The sequence below is a fragment of the Aeromonas sp. MTB genome, assembly GCF_056632455.1.
The window spans coordinates 3,877,599-3,896,488 of the sequence record NZ_CP147026.1 but is presented as its reverse complement, the minus strand read 5'-3'; the positions used below and the strand labels follow the sequence as shown (position 1 = coordinate 3,896,488).

Annotated in this window: 15 protein-coding genes; 8 read left to right on the top strand and 7 right to left on the bottom strand. The window is 60.7% G+C overall.

Translation table 11 applies throughout. The features are described from left to right. The first annotated feature begins 231 nt into the window (after window positions 1-231). From WBR25_RS17740 to WBR25_RS17730, 3 genes are all read left to right on the top strand, one after another. Window positions 232-1,845 (top strand): ATPase RavA domain-containing protein, encoded by a 1,614-nt coding sequence (locus WBR25_RS17740; protein ID WP_479748789.1) that lies wholly within the window; start codon window positions 232-234, stop codon window positions 1,843-1,845. Window positions 1,846-1,854: 9 nt separating this feature from the next. After that, window positions 1,855-3,309 carry an ATPase RavA stimulator ViaA gene (viaA, locus tag WBR25_RS17735; RefSeq protein WP_100646767.1) on the top strand — a complete coding sequence of 485 codons (1,455 nt, stop codon included), beginning with the start codon at window positions 1,855-1,857 and terminating at the stop codon, window positions 3,307-3,309. 226 nt (window positions 3,310-3,535) lie between these two features. Next, window positions 3,536-5,383, top strand: a complete 1,848-nt coding sequence (locus WBR25_RS17730; RefSeq protein ID WP_479748788.1) for a tetratricopeptide repeat-containing diguanylate cyclase — start codon at window positions 3,536-3,538, stop codon at window positions 5,381-5,383. 141 nt (window positions 5,384-5,524) lie between these two features. On the opposite strand, the gene WBR25_RS17725 is transcribed toward WBR25_RS17730, so the two are convergent. Then, window positions 5,525-6,247 (bottom strand): SDR family oxidoreductase, encoded by a 723-nt coding sequence (locus WBR25_RS17725; protein WP_064338778.1) that lies wholly within the window; start codon window positions 6,245-6,247, stop codon window positions 5,525-5,527. Between the two features lie 429 nt (window positions 6,248-6,676). On the opposite strand from WBR25_RS17725, the gene prfC reads away from it, so the two are divergent. Continuing rightward, a complete protein-coding gene (prfC, locus tag WBR25_RS17720; RefSeq protein ID WP_085942998.1) occupies window positions 6,677-8,266 on the top strand; it encodes a peptide chain release factor 3 in 1,590 nt (529 codons plus the stop codon). A 249-nt stretch (window positions 8,267-8,515) separates the two neighbouring features. On the opposite strand, the gene WBR25_RS17715 is transcribed toward prfC, so the two are convergent. Both WBR25_RS17715 and mdtH read right to left on the bottom strand, forming a co-directional pair. Further along, entirely contained in the window at window positions 8,516-9,427 is a 912-nt protein-coding gene (locus WBR25_RS17715) for a bifunctional helix-turn-helix transcriptional regulator/GNAT family N-acetyltransferase (protein WP_479748786.1), read from the bottom strand. 139 nt (window positions 9,428-9,566) lie between these two features. Next, window positions 9,567-10,763 carry a multidrug efflux MFS transporter MdtH gene (gene mdtH, locus WBR25_RS17710; protein ID WP_005340523.1) on the bottom strand — a complete coding sequence of 399 codons (1,197 nt, stop codon included), beginning with the start codon at window positions 10,761-10,763 and terminating at the stop codon, window positions 9,567-9,569. A 92-nt stretch (window positions 10,764-10,855) separates the two neighbouring features. On the opposite strand from mdtH, the gene WBR25_RS17705 reads away from it, so the two are divergent. Continuing rightward, window positions 10,856-11,749 (top strand): LysR family transcriptional regulator, encoded by an 894-nt coding sequence (locus WBR25_RS17705; RefSeq protein WP_479748784.1) that lies wholly within the window; start codon window positions 10,856-10,858, stop codon window positions 11,747-11,749. 32 nt (window positions 11,750-11,781) lie between these two features. Here the strand turns inward: WBR25_RS17705 and WBR25_RS17700 are convergent, their stop codons facing one another. Further along, window positions 11,782-13,557: a M4 family metallopeptidase gene (locus WBR25_RS17700; protein WP_479748782.1), complete on the bottom strand. Its 1,776-nt coding sequence runs from the start codon at window positions 13,555-13,557 to the stop codon at window positions 11,782-11,784. Between the two features lie 346 nt (window positions 13,558-13,903). Here WBR25_RS17700 and WBR25_RS17695 point away from each other — a divergent pair, with 346 nt between their 5' ends. Beyond that, window positions 13,904-14,458: a GNAT family N-acetyltransferase gene (locus WBR25_RS17695; protein ID WP_479748780.1), complete on the top strand. Its 555-nt coding sequence runs from the start codon at window positions 13,904-13,906 to the stop codon at window positions 14,456-14,458. Continuing rightward, the gene (rimJ, locus tag WBR25_RS17690; protein WP_479748778.1) at window positions 14,458-15,009 is read left to right on the top strand and encodes a ribosomal protein S5-alanine N-acetyltransferase; all 552 of its coding nucleotides are present in this window, start codon (window positions 14,458-14,460) and stop codon (window positions 15,007-15,009) included. The genes WBR25_RS17695 and rimJ overlap by 1 nt, the downstream gene beginning before the upstream one ends. Before the next feature lie 62 nt (window positions 15,010-15,071). On the opposite strand, the gene WBR25_RS17685 is transcribed toward rimJ, so the two are convergent. The 3 genes from WBR25_RS17685 to WBR25_RS17675 all read right to left on the bottom strand — a co-directional run bounded on the left by WBR25_RS17685 (window position 15,072) and on the right by WBR25_RS17675 (window position 17,978). Next, window positions 15,072-15,320, bottom strand: a complete 249-nt coding sequence (locus WBR25_RS17685) for a hypothetical protein (protein ID WP_005340533.1) — start codon at window positions 15,318-15,320, stop codon at window positions 15,072-15,074. Window positions 15,321-15,629: 309 nt separating this feature from the next. Further along, the gene (locus WBR25_RS17680) at window positions 15,630-16,679 is read right to left on the bottom strand and encodes an oxidoreductase (RefSeq protein WP_479748776.1); all 1,050 of its coding nucleotides are present in this window, start codon (window positions 16,677-16,679) and stop codon (window positions 15,630-15,632) included. Window positions 16,680-16,814: 135 nt separating this feature from the next. Next, window positions 16,815-17,978: a multidrug effflux MFS transporter gene (locus WBR25_RS17675; protein ID WP_162506388.1), complete on the bottom strand. Its 1,164-nt coding sequence runs from the start codon at window positions 17,976-17,978 to the stop codon at window positions 16,815-16,817. A 238-nt stretch (window positions 17,979-18,216) separates the two neighbouring features. On the opposite strand from WBR25_RS17675, the gene rdgB reads away from it, so the two are divergent. After that, window positions 18,217-18,813: an RdgB/HAM1 family non-canonical purine NTP pyrophosphatase gene (gene rdgB, locus WBR25_RS17670; RefSeq protein WP_005340539.1), complete on the top strand. Its 597-nt coding sequence runs from the start codon at window positions 18,217-18,219 to the stop codon at window positions 18,811-18,813. Window positions 18,814-18,890: the final 77 nt, after the last annotated feature.

Sequence of the window (18,890 nt, the reverse complement as noted above, 5' to 3'; positions counted from 1 at the left end):
AACGCATCATCTGGCGCATGCGGGCATGGTACTCATCACGACACTGGCTATGGATGGGCGCAGCACGCTGCCGATACGGTATCGCACTGCCCTTGCGTTTTTCCCTGCCAGAGGCGGGTATTGTGCGGCAAGAGATACCAGAATAAACATCATAACAAGACAAAACCCAAGGTCGAGCAAATGGATATCGCACCTTGGGGCTAACATCATCCCAGCTTCGGAACACTCTCTATGTCGTCTTTAGCTCAAGCCCAGAACCCTGCGCGTCTTATTCCCATCCAGGAGCGCTTGCCCCGGCTGCTGGCCGCCCTCGGTGAGGGACTCTACGAACGGCAGGATGCCTTGCGCCTCGGTCTGCTGGCTGCCCTCAGCGGTGAGAGTGTCTTCTTGCTGGGGCCACCCGGTATTGCCAAGAGCCTGATTGCCCGCCGCCTCAAGCTGGCCTTTCACGACGCCCGCCACTTTGAATACCTGATGACCCGTTTCAGTACGCCGGAGGAGGTGTTTGGCCCCCTCTCCATTCAGGCGCTGAAAGAGGATGGCAAATATCTGCGTCTCACCACAGGTTATCTGCCTGAGGCCGAAGTGGTGTTCCTCGACGAGATCTGGAAGGCAGGTCCCGCCATCCTCAACACCCTGCTCACCGCCATCAACGAGCGGCAGTTTCGCAACGGAGACAGCCAGCACCCCATCCCGATGCGCTTGCTGGTGACTGCCTCCAACGAGCTGCCGGCACCGGACAGCGGGCTGGAAGCGCTCTACGACCGGATGCTGGTGCGGATCTGGATGGACCGGGTGCAGGAGAAAGCCAACTTTCAATCCATGCTGGCCAGCGATGGCCACGCCCACCAGAACTTGCCGGAATCCCTGCAGATCCGGGGGGATGAGTACGAGCTGTGGCAGAGCCAGATTGAGCAGGTGCGCCTGCCGGATGCCTGTTTCGAGCTCATCTATCAGCTGCGCCAGCAGCTCGACAGCCAGCTGGCCCATCGCTGCTATGTGTCGGATCGTCGCTGGAAGAAGGCGGTACGGCTTATCAAGGCGAGCGCTTTCTTCAATGGCCGCGATGAGGTCGCACCGGTAGATCTGCTGCTGTTCAAGGATTGTCTCTGGCATGACGAGGAGTCCCGCACCGCCCTGCTGGAGATGATGACCGAGTTTTCCCGCCTTTACGGCTATCAGCAACTGGCGATGACCCGTCAGCTGCTGGCGTTGCGGGATCAGTTCAAACAGCTCAAACAGAGCGTGGCTCAGCGCCTTTGCACAAAGGCCCGGCAACGCAAGCAGTGGTTTGGTCGGCGGGCTCGGGGCATCGAGATCCCGCTCGCCAATGCCAGACCCTTTGGCAAGCAGGTGCACTTCCATCTGCTCACCCCGGCGCCGCTGGATGGCAGCGATCCCGAACGCCTCACCCGCACCCTGGTGTTCGATCGCACCTTGCTCTCCCACTGGCATCCGACCGGTGAGGCGCTGGTGGGTTATGAGTTCGGCAACCCGAAAGAGGGGCATTACGAGCTGGTGCTGGACGATGAGCTGCGGCTGCAGGTGCTCGATATCCAGCGCCAGCAGATCCCGTTGGTGCTGATGGAGCGCAACGCCATCCCCGAGGTGGTGCTGGCGCCCTGGTTGCAGTCGCTCGACGAGCAGCTGGTTCAGGTCGGCAAGGTGATGCAGGAGCTCAAACAGCAGCGCAGCCTGTTCGAACGTCACCAGCAACACCTCTTTATCGCCCAGCGCTGGCTGCAGCAGGTGGAAGACAGCTTCTTTGTGCTGAACCGGGATCTCGAACTGCTGCGCAGCGAGCTGACCCAGTGGCGCGAGCGGTTGCCAAGGCTGGACGAGTAAGGAGCGCTCATGCTTGAGATCGGCATGCTGGATCTGGGGCTCCTGATTGGCGAAGGGGAGCTTGCGGGTGAGGTGGCGCTCCTGTTGGCGGCCTCACCCAAGATTTCCGAATTTATCAAACGCTCCCCGCTACAGGGCAAGCTGCTGAAAAAGCGCCTGCAGAGTTGGGGCGAGCAGCTTGGTGAGGAGATCCGTCACAAGCCGGTGCCGGTGGCGCTGGAGCAGGAGTACCTGCTCTATCAGGCGCATCGGCAACTGCCGATGACCGAGCTGATTGGTCGCCTGCCCGGCTTGCTGGAATCGCTGGAGCAGTACAGCCCCTTCGCCGGTGAGGCCCGCTCCTTGGTGCGTCAGCTGACGGCCCACCCCACCGAGGGGCTGCGCCAGCTCTTTATCGACAAGTGGCGCGCCAGTCTGGTGGGGAGCCTGCTGCAACTGCAGCAGCAGATCGCCGAAGCGGAGCGGGAGAAGCAGCGTCAGGAGATTGAAGATCAGCTGCTGGCGAGCCGCACCCTGGCCGATGCCCTTGATCCCAACCAGATCTCCGCCGGTGGTTTGTGGGATCTGGCTCAGGGGCACTGGCACAAGCGCAGTCTGGTGCTGGTCAAGCAATACGCCCGCATGTTGCAGCGCGAGCCTTTGCTGGCGGAGATTGCCGGTCTGCTAGGGCGCAGCGAGCGGGATCGGCGGGCGCAGGAGCAACCTGTGCCGCCGGTTCAGGTGCTGGAGTTGGAGCCAGCACCCAGCGACGATGTGCCGGACGATCTGGTGGGGATCCATCAGGCGAACGATCTGATGCGGCTGCTGCCAAGCGAGGCGGTGATGCTGGGGCTACCGGAGCTGGAGCTGGAGTTCTATCGCCGCTATCTGGAGCGGCGTCTGCTCAGCTACCAGTCACGTGGCACCTTGCCGCGTCAACGCATCATGCTGCGCACCCCGGAGCAGGGGGGGCAGCAGTTGCAGCAACGGGGGCCCTTTATCGTCTGCGTCGATACTTCGGGCTCTATGGGGGGATATCCCGAGGAGTGTGCCAAGGCGCTGTTTCTGGCGTTGCTCAAGGTGGCGATGGATGAGAAGCGCGGCTGCTACCTGATGCTCTTCTCCACCGAGGTGGCGACCCTCGAGATCACCGCAGATACCGGGCTGGACAAGGCGGAGCGCTTCCTCTCCATGAGTTTTCACGGCGGTACCGATCTGGTGCCCTGCTTGGAAAAAGCGCTGGCCAAGCTCGATGATCCCGCCTTTGCCAAGGCGGATGTGCTGGTCATCTCCGACTTTATCGCCCAGAGCCTGCCTCATCCCCTGCTCGATCAGATGAACCGCTATCGCCAGCGCCAGACCCGTTTTCACGCCGTCGCCATGTCCCGCCACGCCAAGCAGGCGCTGTTGCGGGTATTTGACAACAGCTGGCTGCTCGATTGCGGCCTGCGCGGCCGACTGCTGCGGCGCTGGCAGCATCACTAGTGACCGGGAGGGGGCAACCCCTCTTGGGTTGTTATCCCGCTCCTCTTTTTCGCTGTGCGTCCCCGCTTTCATTCCAACGCGATGATATCGCAGTAAAATGTGACTAGCCTGCCATTTGGGCTCTCTGTCCGGATGATAGCCTTTACAACCATTGTTACAGGGGAAAAGATGATGATTTTCCGGCATCGGCTTGCCCGATGATCTTTCCCATTGATCCGGAGTGTGTATGAGCCGACTTGCCTTGCTGCTGTTGCTGGCAGTGTTCGGGCTGGCAGCCAAACCCTTGTCCCCCGAGCAGTTGGAAAATGAACTGGGAGGGATGGAGCGGGTCTATCAGCCGATCGAGTTGTTGCGGGAGCGCCTTGCCCGTTTGCAGCGGGACGGCAACGCCTATCCGCCGTCGCAGCAGATGCGGATCAGTCGTCTGGCTTGCTGGGCCCAATCGGCCGATGACATGCAGGAGTCCCGTACCGCCATCGCCAATGCGGAGCGGATGCTGGCCATTGCGCGCGAGCAGGGTGATGACGCCGCCGTGGCGGAGCTGACGATTTGCCGCGGCTGGTTCAATCAGCTGCTCGGCGAGGTAGCGAAGGCTCGTCACGATTACGATGAGGGGCTGCGGCTGGCAAGAGAGGCCGCCTTGCCGAAGCTGGAGGCGCTGGCGCTGGCCCGCCGAGGGGCCATGCTGTCGTTTCAGGGGGTCTCAGGCCAGGGGCTGATGGATCTCACCAAGGCGCACAATATCTATGAGCAGCTGGGGTTGCCCACCTGGTATCACCAGGCGCAGCTCGAGATTGCAGCCACATTTCGTCGTATGGGCCTCTATGCCGAAGCGCTCGCCACCCTCAACCGGCTGAGCGAACACTTTGCCAGGAGCCACGATGGATTTGGCTCGGCAAGGCTAAGTGATCAACTGGCGATGGTCTATCTGCAGACCGGGCGTTATCAGGATGCGCTGGGCGAGCTTGAACGCAGTGCGGCCTTTTATAATCAGCCTCAATATCTGATTGAGCATGCCGAACGCATGGTGATGCAGGCCGAGGCTCTGCTCGGGCTGGATCGCCCCGCTGATGCCGGACGCTTGCTGGCACAAGCGGCGAAGGTGCTCTCTCCCGACGTTGACCCCATCCTCCATGCGCATCTCGAGCTGGTGCGCGCGAGGTTGAGAGTCGAACAGCAGAAACCGGCGCCAGCCTTGCGTGCGCTTGAGAAGATTGAGCCGATTTTGAAGGTGGAAGGGCACGTACGCTTTTTGCTCGAGCTCTACTGGGTACGCAGTCGGGCGCTTGAGTTGCAAGGCGACTATCCGGCGGCACTGGCCGCATTGCGGGAGCATCTGGTGCAGGAGCAGCGGCTCGATCAGCTGTTACGGGAACAGAGCACGGCCTGGGTTCGCGGCGAGTTCGAGCTGGCCCGTCAGGAGGGGGAGAACGAGCGACTGCGAGTCGAGCAGCAGTTGCAGCAGCAGGAGCTGGAGCAGGTCAAGGAGCGTCGTTTCTGGCTGCTGGTGGTGATGGTGCTTTGCGGGGTACTGGCGCTGCTGACGATGGGGTGGCTGCTTGATCGCAACCGTCGGATGCGTCGTCTGGCCTTTACCGATGAGCTGACCGGCATCAACAACCGCCGTCGCGTGCTACGGCAGGGCAGCGATATGTTGGCGCTGGCTCGCAGGCAGGGCACGCCATTTTGTCTGCTGGTGTTCGATATCGATCACTTCAAGCGGATCAACGATACCCTAGGACATCATCAAGGAGACAGGGTGCTGCAATGGGTCTCTCGGGCGGCAGATCGACAGCTGCGACACCAGGATCAGTTGGGGCGTACCGGCGGAGAGGAGTTCTTGATCCTGCTGCCGGATACCAGCCTTGAAGAGGCGTGCCGGGTGGCTGAGCGGATCCGTCACTCGGTCGCCAACCGGGCGCTGCCCGGCATGTCGTACCCGGTAACCATCAGTATCGGATGTGCCTCTCTGCGAGACGATGATCAGGATCTGGCGGCCTTGATCCAGCGTGCCGACAATGCGCTGTATCGTGCGAAAGAGGCGGGGCGCAACCGGGTGGAAACAGACGAGTGACGGGCTGGGTATTGTCACTCAGCAGGATGTCATCGCCATTTGGGAGCACTCTGATACGGCGATGGGACTCGTCCCCTGCGCTCGTTCTTGCCTGCGATGACAGATTGGCAATCACGAGCGCAGAAGACCGTCAGAAGGGCGTTATGCCCAGGCAGTGCCGCCATTGAGGTGAAGCACTTCACCATTCATGTTGTTATTGCTCATCAGGAATAGCGCGGCCTGCGCATAATCCTCTCCCTCTCCCAAGCGTTTCAACGGCAGGCTTTGCGCCACGGCAGCCACTTTTTGTGGGTCATTGCCCAGCGCTTTAAGCAGCATGGGAGTGCGCATGGGGCCCGGGTTGATGACGTTGATCCGACGGGGGGTCAGCTCGGTAACCAGACTGTGAGCCAGCGTTTCAACCGCGCCAGCTGCAACGGCAGGGAGTGCTTTACCTAGTTGCGGGCGGCGCGTCACCATCCCGGACGTGAGCACGATGGAGCCGCGTTCGGACAGTTTGGGTGCTGCGGCGCGGATCGCATGAACACTTCCCCAGAAGCGGCTGTCCATGTTGATTTTCAAATCCTCGATGGCAGCGGTGAGAAAGCTGCCTGGTCGCATGACGGCGGCGGTAATGACGAGATGATCCAGCGAATCCAGCTGGCTGAAAAAGTGATTGACGGAGTCGACGTCGAGAATATCCAGTTGATGGCCACTGGCACTTGGGCCCAGTTCAGCCAGTGCTGTGGCAAGCTGCTCACGGCTGGAACCGCCGATAATGACCTTGGCGCCTTGCTCGATCGCTTGTTGGGCGGTGGCTAGGCCAAGACCCGAGGTACCACCGATAATGACGATCTGTTGATTGTGCAGGGTGGAATGTTTCATGTAATGACCTCTCCATTATGTAGATACGATTTACATATTTGTAGCTGGATAGGGAAAGTCCAAGTATGAAAATTTATCAAGAGTGGTTGTTGCTGGCATGGGGAGGGGGCCAAGTCCACGTGATCCGGATGCTGCCATCCGATTCGGAGTGTTTGATTTTCTGTTCAGTTGGAACCTGTGGAACGGATGTGCGGCCAAATTATCATCTCTTGTCAGGCTGGGTATTTTTCACTCGCGCGGGTATAATGTCGCGCAATTTTGCTTTGACTCAGGCGAGAAGACCCATGTAACGCAACCCTCCTCCCTCTCTCCACCAGGTTGGCAACACGCCAGCTGGCGTGGCTTTCGTTGCGTATACATGTGCCGTGAGCGGCATTCCGGATTTATTCCCACGGTGGCTGATGCCACCGCTCAATAGAAGAACGTTGAATTATGTCAGCTGAATTTCTGAGTGAAGTCTCCAAGAGACGCACTTTTGCGATCATTTCGCACCCGGATGCGGGTAAAACCACCATCACCGAGAAAGTCCTGTTGTTCGGACAGGCCATTCAGCGCGCCGGTACCGTCAAGGGCCGTGGCTCGGGCCAGCACGCCAAATCCGACTGGATGGAGATGGAGAAGCAGCGTGGTATCTCCATCACCACCTCGGTGATGCAGTTCCCCTATGCCGATTGTCTGGTCAACCTGCTCGACACCCCGGGTCACGAGGACTTCTCTGAAGATACCTACCGTACCCTGACCGCGGTCGACTGCTGCCTGATGGTCATCGATGCCGCCAAGGGTGTTGAAGACCGGACCCGCAAGCTGATGGAAGTCACCCGTCTGCGTGATACACCCATCCTCACCTTCATGAACAAGCTGGACCGCGAAGTGCGCGATCCGATGGAAGTGATGGACGAGGTGGAGCGCGAGCTGAAGATCATGTGTGCCCCCATCACCTGGCCTATCGGCTGTGGCAAATCCTTCAAGGGTGTCTATCACCTCTACAAGGATGAGACCTATCTCTATCAGAGCGGTCAGGGCCACACCATCCAGGAGAAGCGGGTGGTCAAGGGGCTGAACAACCCGGATCTGGATGCCGCCGTCGGCGAAGATCTGGCTCAGCAACTGCGTGACGAGCTGGAGCTGGTGCAGGGCGCCTCTCCCGAGTTCGATCACGATGCCTTTATCGCTGGCGAGATGACCCCGGTCTTCTTCGGTACTGCACTGGGTAACTTCGGTGTTGACCACATGCTGGATGGTCTGACTGACTGGGCGCCGTCTCCCATGCCGCGCAAGGCCGAGAGCCGCGAAGTGGTAGCGACCGAGGAGAAGTTCTCCGGTTTCGTGTTCAAGATCCAGGCAAACATGGATCCGAAGCACCGCGACCGTATCGCCTTTATGCGTATCGTGTCAGGTACTTACAGCAAGGGCATGAAGATGCGCCATGTGCGTATCGGCAAGGATGTGAACATCTCCGATGCCGTGACCTTTATGGCCGGTGACCGTGAGCAGGCGGAAGACGCCTTCGCCGGTGACATTATCGGTCTGCACAACCACGGTACCATCCAGATCGGCGACACCTTCACCCAGGGTGAAGATCTCAAGTTCACCGGTATCCCGAACTTTGCACCGGAACTGTTCCGCCGCATCCGCCTGCGCGACCCGCTCAAGCAGAAGCAGCTGCTCAAGGGGCTGGTGCAGCTCTCCGAAGAGGGCGCAGTGCAGGTGTTCCGTCCGCTGATCAGCAACGACCTCATCGTTGGTGCGGTCGGTGTGCTGCAGTTTGACGTGGTGGTTTCTCGTCTGAAGAGCGAGTACAACGTCGAGGCCATCTACGAGGCGGTCAACGTCTCCACCGCCCGCTGGGTGGAAGGCACCGACGTCAAGAAGTTCGAAGAGTTCAAGCGCAAGAACGAGGTCAACCTAGCCCTCGATGGCGGTGACAACCTCACCTATATCGCGCCGACCATGGTCAACCTGCGCCTGGCTCAGGAGCGTCACCCCGACGTGGAGTTCCGCCAGACTCGCGAGCACTGATAACGGTTTGTTTGCCTGTTGGCAGATAATCAAAGAGACCCAGCTTCGGCTGGGTCTCTTGTTTTGTGCCGTTTTGCCTGTTTAAGGAGGGATGCAGGGGGGAATTTTTCAGCATATACCAGTCGCAAGCAACCCTCACCCTAGCCCTCTCCCAGAGGGAGAGGGAACCATCAGAGGTCTGCCTGAAAGATCGCGGAAGTGTTTTTGCCCCCTTCTCCCCTTGCGGGAGAAGGGTTGGGGATGAGGGGGCTACCCCAGTGTCAGCACCATGCAGATCTCGCAATCCCCGTGGCCGGTGCAGCCAAGGGGGCCGGGCAGGTGTTCAAAGCCCAGTGATTCGTAGAGGCTGGTGGCTTCGCGCAGTACCTCAGTGGTCTCCAGATAGCAGCGGCGATAGCCCAAACCACGAGCGGCATCCAGTGCCTGCAACACCAGCCGTTTGCCAAGGCCCAGTCCGCGCAGGGCGGGCATAAAGTACATCTTCTGCAGCTCGCAGACTCCCTCTTCCCCTGCCAATGGCGCGATACCACCACCGCCGAGGATGGAACCGTCCAGCCCTTCGATGACCCAGTAGCGACTCTTCTCCCCCTGATAGCTCTGGGAGAGGGTGTCTAGATTGGGATCGGATACCCCATAGCCCTTGTCTGCGGTGAGGCCATATTCGGCTGATACGGCGCGGATCACCAAGGCGATCTGGGCATTGTCCGCCGCCGTGATGGGGCGGATCTGGTAACCCCGCTGGCGACGGGCGCGGGAGAGGGCGCTGCGATAGAGCCGCAGCCCTTGCCACAGCTGCTCTCGCTCGGGCAGGCTCAACTGCGCCAGCATCTCTTCCATCGCCCCGTCCATCTCCCGGTGCAACTCCAGCAGCATCCCCTGACCGTTGACGGTGAGGCGGGCCTCCTTGCTGCGCCCATCGGAGGGATGCGGGTGCCAGCTGATAAGCTCCCGCTCGGCGAGGCGCGCCAGCGGACGGCTGGCGTTGGATTTGTCGATGTGCAGCTTTTCTGCCAGCTGCTGGTTGGTGGCCGGGGCGTTTTCCAGCTCGATCAGCAGGTGAGCCTCGATGGGGGTGAGGGCCAGATTGCCGCATTGCTGGGAGAGCATGCCGAGTTCGCGAACCAGATCGCGCGACAGGGCGCGCAGGGGACGGGGATCCATATCGTGGTTTCCTTTTTAGTTGTGCATGACAACTAAAATAGCGTAAAAGTTGTAATTCGCAACCTTTTGCTGTGATGACTTGCAGAATATGGGGTGAGCGGCAGCCCCGTTGATTGGGCTGCCGCAGGTGGGGCGGTCGTCAGGCGGCGGCTCTGATAGCGAGCTCCGGGCGGCGGGAGAAGCAGCGGGCCAACAGCAACATGGTGGCGACGCCTATGGTGCCCAGCACCAGCCAGGGGAGGGCCGGTTGTCCCTGTTGCAGCGAGAAGTCATAGAGGGAGCCGCCGCCCACATAGCCGGTCATGCCCCCCAACGCCAGTCCGAGGCGGCTGAAGCCCATGTAGCTGCCGCGGGCTGTGGGGTTGGCCAGCCGGGTCATCAGGGTCTCCCGGGCCGGTTCGCAGATGATGATCCCCAGATAGAAGCAGGCCAGCAGCACGAAGATGCCGGAGAGGGTGCTGACAAAGGCGACCAGCCCTATCCCCACCGTCATCAGCAGGATGCCTGCCATCAGTCGGCTCTCCAGCCGATAGCGCCGCTCGCTGAAACGGGCGATAGGGTAGAGCAGTGCCAGCGACAGCGCCGTTTCCAGGCTGTACATCCAGCCCACTGCCGTGGTGGTGCCGGAGAGCTGCTTGACCAGAATGGGGAAAATCAGCATCACCTGTACCCACAGCATGTAGTAGCCGCTCAGGATCAGCACCAGTCGGCAGAAGGCGCGATCTGCCAGCACCTGTCCCAACCCTTCCCGCATCGGAGTCGGTTTGACCGAGAGGCGGTAGGCGGGCAGCAGGGTCCAGTTGCAGAGAGCCGCCAGGGTGAAGAGTCCGGCGCCCAGCAGGCAGACGTAGGTGAAGTCAAAGCGCAGCAGCCAGCTGCCGAGCAGGGCTCCGGTGACGGCGCCTGCGCTCTCCAGCATCATCAGCAGGGAGATAAAGCGGCCCCGCTCATGGGGACGGGTAAATTTGATCACCAGTGCGGCCCGTGGCGGGTCGAACAGGCAACCGCCCAGTCCGGAGAGGAAGCAGGAAAAGATCAGCATGGCGCCGCTGTCGGCCCAGGCCAGGGTGGCGAAGCCCACCGCCCGCAGCAGCATGCCGGTGACGATGAGCGGGCGGGCGCCGAAGCGGTCGGCAAGCGAGCCGCCGAAGATCCCCAGTCCCTGCTGGGTCAGCTGGCGCAGGCCGAGGGCCAGCCCCACCAGACCGGCGGCCCAGCCGAGTTGATCGACGAAGCGCAGGCTGATCATCGGCATCACCACAAAGAAACCCAGGATCACCAGTGTGGTATCCAGCGCCAGAAACCAGCGTCCCCAAAACCTCGCCCTATCGACCATAACGCCCTCTCATTCACAGATACCTTCATTCTGGAGAGGGTTTAGATATAGTGGTAGACGACAACTACCTATATTTCATATCAGGATTATTTATGTCTATGGATCTGGACGATCTGCAACTGCTGCTGGATGTGGCCGAGCTGGGCAGCTTCAGTCAGGCGGCGGCCATTCGTGGCTGGTCACAGCCGCTGGTGAGCCAGCGGATTGCCCAGCTGGAGGAGAGCCTCGGGGCACCGCTGTTTCAGCGTCATCGGCGCGGGGTGACGCCGACCCGTGCCTGCCAGGAGTTTCTCCCTGCCGCCCGCTCGGCGCTGGCCACTCTGAGTGAAGGACGGTTGGCACTGCAGGGGGCGCCTGCGCTGCCTTGTCTCCGTCTCTCCAGCCTGCCATCCCTCACTTCGGTGGTGTTTGGCTCGCTATTGATGGAGCTGGTGGACGAGCCGTTTGAGATCCGCTGCACCACGGATCACTCCGGCGAGATCATGCAGTCGCTGCTGACCGGCGAGGCCGATATCGGCTTTGTGCTCAAGCGCCCGCCGGTTGCGGGCCTGCAGATGGAGCTGCTCTGCTGCTCCCCCATTATCGCTATCGCCTCGCCATTGCATCCGCTGGCCGGTTGTCACGGCCTCACGCTGGAGGATATTGCCGACCAGCGGCTGGCACCTCAGGTGTGGGGGCCGGGGTGTGACGTCTTTATCCAGCAGTTGCGGCGGCTGCGGCGGGCGGCCAGCCCCCTGCATGCGGTGCAACCCGCCAGTGCAGCGCGGGATCTGGCGCTGGAACACGGGTTTATCACCCTGATGCCGGAGCTGGCCATCAAGCGGGATCTGGAGGTGGGGCGGCTGGTCAGGCTCGATGTGCGCAATCTGCCGCAAGAGCATTGGGATGTGATGATGGCGTGGCGCGGTGGCAAGCGGCCCAACCCGGCCCGGGAAACCGTGTTGGCCACCGCCCGCACGCTGGCGAAACGGTGGCGCAATGAGTAGAGCGATGCGGGACAAGGCCCGCATCGGGTGGATCAGTAGCTGGCCTTGAGGGTTACGCCACTGAACGCGGAAAACCCTGACAGCTGCACATGCCAGGTGCCCGCCTTGGGATTGGTGAACGAGCAGCTTTCGTTATTGCCCCCCTTGTAGGGACGGCAGTCGTAACTGCTGCTGGTGGGGGCGCTGCCAAAGCGGACGTAGAGGTCGGCATCTCCGGTGCCGCCACTGCTGCTGATCTGCAGCGACCTGGTGCCCGCCGGTACGTTCAGGGTGTAGTTGAGCTTGCCACCCTTGCTGGCGGCGAGGTTGCTCACTGGCACGCCGTTTTGCAGCACATTGTCGCTCGGTGGCGGCGTGGTGCCGCAGCTGGCATCAACCCCGACGGTCTGGAAGGCCCGTGCTACATCCGCCTGACTGTAACCCAGATCAGCGGTCGCCCGGCTGACGCCGCAGGCCCCTTGCTGGTAGTTGGTGTTGGCGCCCCAGTAGAGGCGGTTGGCCAGCAAGAACACTTCAAATGCCTTGCGGGTGTTCCAGCCGCTGCTGGTGGCGAGCAGGTAGAAGGCACGGTTGTAGACCCCGGAGCTGTGGTGTACATCCATCCCCTCCTGATAATCCGCCGCATGGCCGATGGATCTGCCATCCCGGGTCGGATCCTCGAAGTAACGCAGGGAGCCGTTACCCTTGAAGATCTGGGCACCGACCAGCCAGTCGTTGCTCCCCTTCATGTAGAACTCGGCCGCTTCACCCGCCATATCGGAGAAGGCCTCGTTGATGCCGCCGGATTGTCCTGAATAGATCAGCCCGGAGTTCTGTTCGGTGAAGCCGTGGCTCACCTCGTGGGCCGCCACATCGAGGCTCACCAGCGGGTGGAAGGTGGTGGCGCCGTCACCGAAGGTCATCTGGCTGCCATCCCAGAAGGCGTTCTCGTAATTCTTGCTGTAGTGAACCCGCATCTTCAGTTTGAAGGTGAGGGGCGCCGTGTTGTACCAGTTGCGGTACATGTCGAACACCACGTTGCCGAAGTAGTGGGCGTCGTTGAGGGGCGAGTAGGCGCCGTTGATCTCCTTGACCCGGTTCTCCGGACAGGTGAACTGGTGGATGGCGCCGCCTGAGGTGGCGTGGTTGAGGTTGATGGTATCGACGTTGGGGCTGGTCATCCGGCAGTTGTCATCCACGATGAGCGGACCAAAGTCGGTGCCGTAGACGTATTTGCCGGTCTTGATGTTGCCCCCGGGGCCAGTGGCATCCTTGTGGTTGATCCCCTCCCAGCGTTTGAGCTCCTCACCGCTCTGGGCATCAAGAATGACGAAGGGGCGACTTGGCTTGTCACCTTCGGCGATGAAGGAGACCTGATAAACCAGCCGGGCCAGCCCGTTCTCATCCTGCATCACGTAGAGTTTGACCTGCTCGTTGCTCCCCTTGCTGCCCGCCTTGGCCTTGCTGGCGGCATCCTGTGGCGAGAGGGTGGCGGCCGGGCTTGCCACATCCTGATCGATCTGGCGCAGCATGCGTCCACTGGCCTGTTGCAGCTGGCCGTTCAGGCTCTTGTCAACCACCACCACCTGACCCATTACCGGGATGCCGTTCCAGACCTGCTCGTAGCGGATCCGCTGCTGGCCGTTGGGCAGCTTGACCACCCGCACCTGACGAAACTCGCCATCTTCCAGCTGCAAGGTACCACTCGCGGCACTGAGGCCTGTCATGGCCCGGATGCCGTTTGCTGTTACGTTGATCTCTACCTCTTGCGCCGCCAGTGCGGCGCTTCCCCAGCAGGCCAGCGCAACGGCCAGATAAATTTTATTCATCTCTTCTTTCCTTAAATCGATGAGGTTGATAAACCGACCGAAGGTCGGGCGTTTTGAAGCTAGTGCCGGTGGGGGAAAGTGCCCCCTGTCAAAAGTGACAGCGCAGCACAAAGGGGTAGCAGGATCTGCCAAAGTGCCGTTTGGGGGCATTCTTCGGCGCCATGTGGAGAGCATTATCCGGTTTCAGACACCCACCCTCCTCTTTTGAGGGAGGATAGATCGTGCGCTGTCACCCTCTGCGAAGCCTGCCGGAGGAGGGCCGTAAAAGTGGCTGGCGCGGCCAGTGGCGATTGGCTACATTGGGTGCTGGTTCGCGATTTGATCACTGATTTGAAAGGAGAATCCCATGTTTTCATGGCAGTTGGACGACGAGCTTGCGCTGCTCTTCTTGCAGCCCGATATGGCGAGCGAACTGTTTGCCCTCTGCAATGACAACCGGGAGTACCTCTCCCAGTGGCTACCCTGGCCGCCACTGATCCAGCGCCCCGTCGACAGCACCCTCTTCATTTGCAGTGCCATCGAGAAGTTCGCCCGCGGCGAGGGGCTCACCACCGCCATCGAGTATCAGGGGGAGGTGGTCGGCGTAATCGGTTACAACAGCATCGATCATGACCTTGGCAAGGTGGTCATCGGTTACTGGCTGGCGGAGCGCTGGCAGGGCAACGGCATCATCACCCGGGCCTGTCAGGCCCTGATCCATCACGCCTTCGAGGAGATGGGGATGGAGACGGTGGAGATCAGCGCTGCCACCGATAACGAGCCCAGCAGAGCCGTCTGTGAACGGCTCGGGATGCAGCAGGAGGGGGTGACCCGTCGCGCAGAGCGGCTGGGCAACCGGATTGTGGACCATGCCCACTACAGCTTGCTGCGTGACGAGTGGCTAAGACAGAGGGAGTCCTGATGGCGCTGCCACATATCAAGACGGCCCGCACCCACCTGACCATACTGTCGCCGGATCAGGCCCCCATGATGCTCGACTTCTACCGGCGCAACCGCGCCCATCTCGCCCCCTGGGAGCCGCTTCGGGACGAGCAGTTTTACACCCTCTCGTACTGGCATGCCCGGCTGCAGGACAGCTACAGCCAGTTCTTCAACGGCACCGGTGTCAATCTGGTGGCCCTCGATCCGGCTGGCGAGCGGGTGATCGCCACCTGCAATTTCAGCAATATCCTGATGGGAGTCTTCAAGGCGTGTCATCTGGGCTATGCCATCGACCAGCAGCATCAGGGGCAGGGGGTGATGAGAGAGGTGCTGTCAGCCGCCATCGACTACCTGTTTCAGGAGCACGATCTGCATCGCATCATGGCTTGCTATATGCCTGCCAATCAGCGTAGCGGTGCCTTGCTGGAGCGGCTCGGCTTCGAGCGGGAAGGATTCGCGCGGGCGTATCTGATGATCAATGGTTGCTGGGAGGATCACATCCTCACCTCGCTGATTAATCCGGCGCCCTGAGCGATAGATAAAAAAACGGGCCCGAAGTTGCCTTCGGACCCGTCTTCGAATGAGGTGCAGGCTTAGTTGGCCTTGGCATCGCTCACTGCAGCTTCAACCTTGGTAGCGGCTTCGGTAGCAGCTTTTTCTACGGTTGCAGTCGCTTCAGAGGTGGCCTTCTCTACGGTAGAGGTGGCTTCGCTAGCGGCTTTTTCTACAGTGGCAGCAACTTCGGCGGCCGGAGCAGCAGCAGGAGCGGCAGCTTTTTCTTCTTTCTGACCGCAAGCAGTCAACATCAGACCCAGGATACCGGCTACCAGTACTTTGTTCATGTGCATTCCCTCAAATAAATATGGAGAGATGGTCTGTGCAACCATCACAGCGCCCACCGTTGCCCGGTATTGAAACAAGAAGCCGGGAGGCAGCAGGCGGCCGCAATATAGCCCCATTAGTTACCGATGAAAACGGATATCACAATGACATTTTTTCGTGCCGTGGATAAAAAGCTCCACTGCAACGACTGATATCAATACAAGATGCCGCTAAATGGTGCTGATTGCACAATAAAACACCACATTGCTGCCATCTTGTGGCGGTTTAACAAGGTCAAGGTTGGTCAATAGCGGCCGATGACCCGCACCTTAGTCAGACAGCTTCTGACAGGGCAGCCGTTTTCCCTCAAGGTGGCTCTGACGGGCCAGATCCAGCAGCGCCATCACCGCCAGCGCTTCACTTGCTGGCACCGGGTTGCTTCCCTCGCCCTTGATGGCGGCGCAGACACCGCGATAGTAGGCGCCATAATCCCCCGCCTCACCCACCAAGCTCTGCTGCTGTAACTGACCATCGACAATGCGGCTGAGCTGACCGGGTTCACTATCAATGCCCCAATCCGCCGCCGGTGGCCGCTTGCCCAGCTTGAGCTGATCTTCCTGCACATCCATACCGAATTTCACGAATGAGCCCTGGTTGCCGTGAATGACAAAGCGCGGCATGGTGGCTGAAACCAGACAGCTGCCATGCAGAATAACCCGCAGAGCACCGTAACCCAGTACCACATGGAAGTAGTCGTCCGCCAGTGCGCCAGTGCGCTGCTCGGCCAGATCGGCCTGCAGCCAGTCCGGTTGGCCGAACAGCTGCAGTGCCTGATCCAGCACGTGGGGGCCGAGATCGAACCAGAGGCCAGAACCCGGGCCACCCGCTTCGCGCCAGCGCTGGCGCACTTCGGGGCGATAGCGATCGAAGTGGGATTCGAACTGGGCGATCTGCCCCAGCGTCCCTTCGGCAATCAAACGGCGCACGGTAAGGAAATCCCCGTCCCAACGACGGTTGTGGAAGATACTGAGCAGCCGCTGCTGCTTTTCGGCCAGCTCGACCAGCGCTTGCGCCTCGGCCAGATCCAGTGCAAAGGGCTTGTCGATCACCACATGTTTGCCTGCCAGCAGCGCCTGGCGGGCGAGGGGGGCATGGGTGTCGTTGGGGGTGGCAATCACCACCAGATCGACGGTCTCATCGCTCAGTACCTCCTCCAGTGAGCCGACCCGGCAGCCGGGCAGATCGGCCTGCACCTTGGCGGCATCGCGGCTCACTACCCAACTCAGGGACAAGCCCGGCGTGGTGGAGAGGAAGGGGGCGTGGAAGGTCTTGCCTGCAAAGCCATAGCCCACTAGGGCTGCGTTGAGAGTGTGGCTCATCGGGAGTTCTCCGCTGACATCGAGTGAGTGGGGTTGCCATCGCAGGCAATCTGCCGGATGGCCATATGCTGTAAAGGCGATACAAACGAGAAGGGGGCCGATGGCCCCCTGAGTGTGCCCATCAGAGCACAGGATTTATTGCAAACACAAGCGGCGACCGCGTCGGGTCATCAGCATCACCAGAGGCGGCAGCAGCAGCCACATATGCAGTGCCAGCTGGCTGAGCGGGTCGTGCATCAGGGCACCGGTCAGGCCAACCAACGCGCCGGAGCCGCTCATCTGGAACAGGCCGAGCAGGGCCGCTGCGGTACCGGCGCAGTGGCCGAACGGTGCCAGCGCCATCCCGGCGGCCGAGCCCAGAATCATGGCAAAGCCGATGCTGGAGAGGAATACCGGCCCCATCATCGCCAGCGGATGCTCGATATGCATGGCCAAAGTCAGGATGATAGCCGAGAGCATCAACACCAGCAGGCCGATGCGCAGGGTGCGTCTTGGCCCCACCTTGGCGATAAAGCGCGGCGCCATGAAGCAGGCCAGAATGTTGAGCGCGGCGTTGGCGGTAAACCAGTAGCTAAAGCCGCTCATATCCAGCCCCAGTTTCACCATCAGCTGCACCGGTGCGGCGGTGACATAAGCGAGGATCACCGCCATCGCCAGCATGCACAGCGCCGCATTGAACAGGAAGCTGGGGGAGCGCAGCACCGGGCTGTAGCGAGACCAGCTGATGAGGGCCCCTTCGCTGCGGGTCTCCTCCGGGCGGGTCTCCGGCATCCGCCACATCAGCCAGCTGCCGACGATGAGCGCATAACCGGCCATAAACCAGAAGTTGGCAGACCAGCCCGCTTTGGCGGTGAGCCAGCCACCGAGCAGGGGGGCCAGCGCAGGAATAAAACAGATGGCGCCATTGAGATAGGAGATCATCTGGCCGCTCTTTTTCGGGCCGTAGCTGTCACGCACCACCGAGAAGGCGGCGACCGAAGTGGCGCAGGCGCCGAAGCCCTGCAGCACTCGGGCCAGCATCAATTCACCGAGGCTGGCGGCAAAACCGGCCCCCAGCGCGCTCAGGCCATAGAGCAGCACGCCGCCCAGCGCGATGGGCTTGCGACCGTAGCGATCGGCCAGCGGGCCAACAAGCAGTTGCCCCAGTCCCATGCTGAACAGGAACCAGGTGATGGTGCCCTGCATCAGAGTTACTTCGGCGCCCAGTTGCTCGGCCATCTGCGGAATGGCGGGCAGGTAGATGTCGATAGCCAGCGGACTGAACAGCACCAGTAGTACGAGTAAAAGTATCAATGGCATCTGTCACCTCTTTAGTCAGCCAGGTTAATGAATTGGGGCGCGAGTCTACTGACTCACAGTAATGAATAGAAATGGTATTTAATCACTTTGGTTATTCCATTATGGAAACATGTATTAAAAAGCTGGTTATTCGATGGCGGCAAATCCCCCGTAACCCCATCACAGCGGGTGTAATTGGCGCTTTTACTAAACGCTTGCGCCGCATAGAATGCGCAGATTATTTTTGCGGAGGTGCTCGATGAACAAGCTTGTCCTGGCAACAGGTAACCAGAAAAAGGTGAAGGAATTGGCCGCCATGCTGGCCGATATGAAGATCCAGGTGATCCCACAGAGCGAGTTTGCGGTCTCCGATGCCGATGAGACCGGCACCACCTTCGTCGAGAATGCCATCATCAAGGCCCGCCACGCCGCCCGCATTACCGGTCTGCCCGCCGTGGCCGATGACTCCGGTCTGGAAGTCGACCTGCTGCAAGGGCGCCCCGGCGTCTACTCCGCCCGTTTTGCCGGTGTGGGTGCTGGCGACAAGGCCAACATCGAGAAGCTGCTCGGTGAGCTGCAAGGTGCCCCCGAGTATCTGAAGAGCGCCCGCTTCTGGTGTGTGCTGGTCTATATGCGCCACGCCGACGATCCCACTCCCATCATCTGTCAGGCGAGCTGGGAAGGGATGATCATCGACGAGCCGCGCGGTCAACATGGCTTTGGCTATGACCCCGTCTTCTTCGTGCCGGATCACGACTGCACCGCCGCCCAGATGCCAGCCGAGCTGAAAAACCAGCTGAGCCATCGCGGTCAGGCGCTGGCCAAGCTCAAAGCGGCGCTGGCTGCGGCGCACTGAGTCACTTCGCCACCTTGTTGGTTACACACGGTCAATCACACATAGTCATCTACAATGGGGGCCTTGAGCCCCCGTTT

What these genes read in the sequence shown, in the direction of transcription:
- WBR25_RS17695 (WP_479748780.1), top strand. Translation starts at nt 13,904, where the DNA reads ATGTTTTCATGGCAGTTGGACGACGAGCTTGCGCTGCTCTTCTTGCAG.
- rdgB (WP_005340539.1), top strand. Translation starts at nt 18,217, where the DNA reads ATGAACAAGCTTGTCCTGGCAACAGGTAACCAGAAAAAGGTGAAGGAA.
- WBR25_RS17700 (WP_479748782.1), bottom strand. Translation starts at nt 13,557, where the DNA reads ATGAATAAAATTTATCTGGCCGTTGCGCTGGCCTGCTGGGGAAGCGCC.
- WBR25_RS17705 (WP_479748784.1), top strand. Translation starts at nt 10,856, where the DNA reads ATGTCTATGGATCTGGACGATCTGCAACTGCTGCTGGATGTGGCCGAG.
- viaA (WP_100646767.1), top strand. Translation starts at nt 1,855, where the DNA reads ATGCTTGAGATCGGCATGCTGGATCTGGGGCTCCTGATTGGCGAAGGG.
- WBR25_RS17730 (WP_479748788.1), top strand. Translation starts at nt 3,536, where the DNA reads ATGAGCCGACTTGCCTTGCTGCTGTTGCTGGCAGTGTTCGGGCTGGCA.
- WBR25_RS17715 (WP_479748786.1), bottom strand. Translation starts at nt 9,427, where the DNA reads ATGGATCCCCGTCCCCTGCGCGCCCTGTCGCGCGATCTGGTTCGCGAA.
- WBR25_RS17740 (WP_479748789.1), top strand. Translation starts at nt 232, where the DNA reads ATGTCGTCTTTAGCTCAAGCCCAGAACCCTGCGCGTCTTATTCCCATC.
- WBR25_RS17685 (WP_005340533.1), bottom strand. Translation starts at nt 15,320, where the DNA reads ATGAACAAAGTACTGGTAGCCGGTATCCTGGGTCTGATGTTGACTGCT.
- rimJ (WP_479748778.1), top strand. Translation starts at nt 14,458, where the DNA reads ATGGCGCTGCCACATATCAAGACGGCCCGCACCCACCTGACCATACTG.
- mdtH (WP_005340523.1), bottom strand. Translation starts at nt 10,763, where the DNA reads ATGGTCGATAGGGCGAGGTTTTGGGGACGCTGGTTTCTGGCGCTGGAT.
- WBR25_RS17725 (WP_064338778.1), bottom strand. Translation starts at nt 6,247, where the DNA reads ATGAAACATTCCACCCTGCACAATCAACAGATCGTCATTATCGGTGGT.
- WBR25_RS17675 (WP_162506388.1), bottom strand. Translation starts at nt 17,978, where the DNA reads ATGCCATTGATACTTTTACTCGTACTACTGGTGCTGTTCAGTCCGCTG.
- WBR25_RS17680 (WP_479748776.1), bottom strand. Translation starts at nt 16,679, where the DNA reads ATGAGCCACACTCTCAACGCAGCCCTAGTGGGCTATGGCTTTGCAGGC.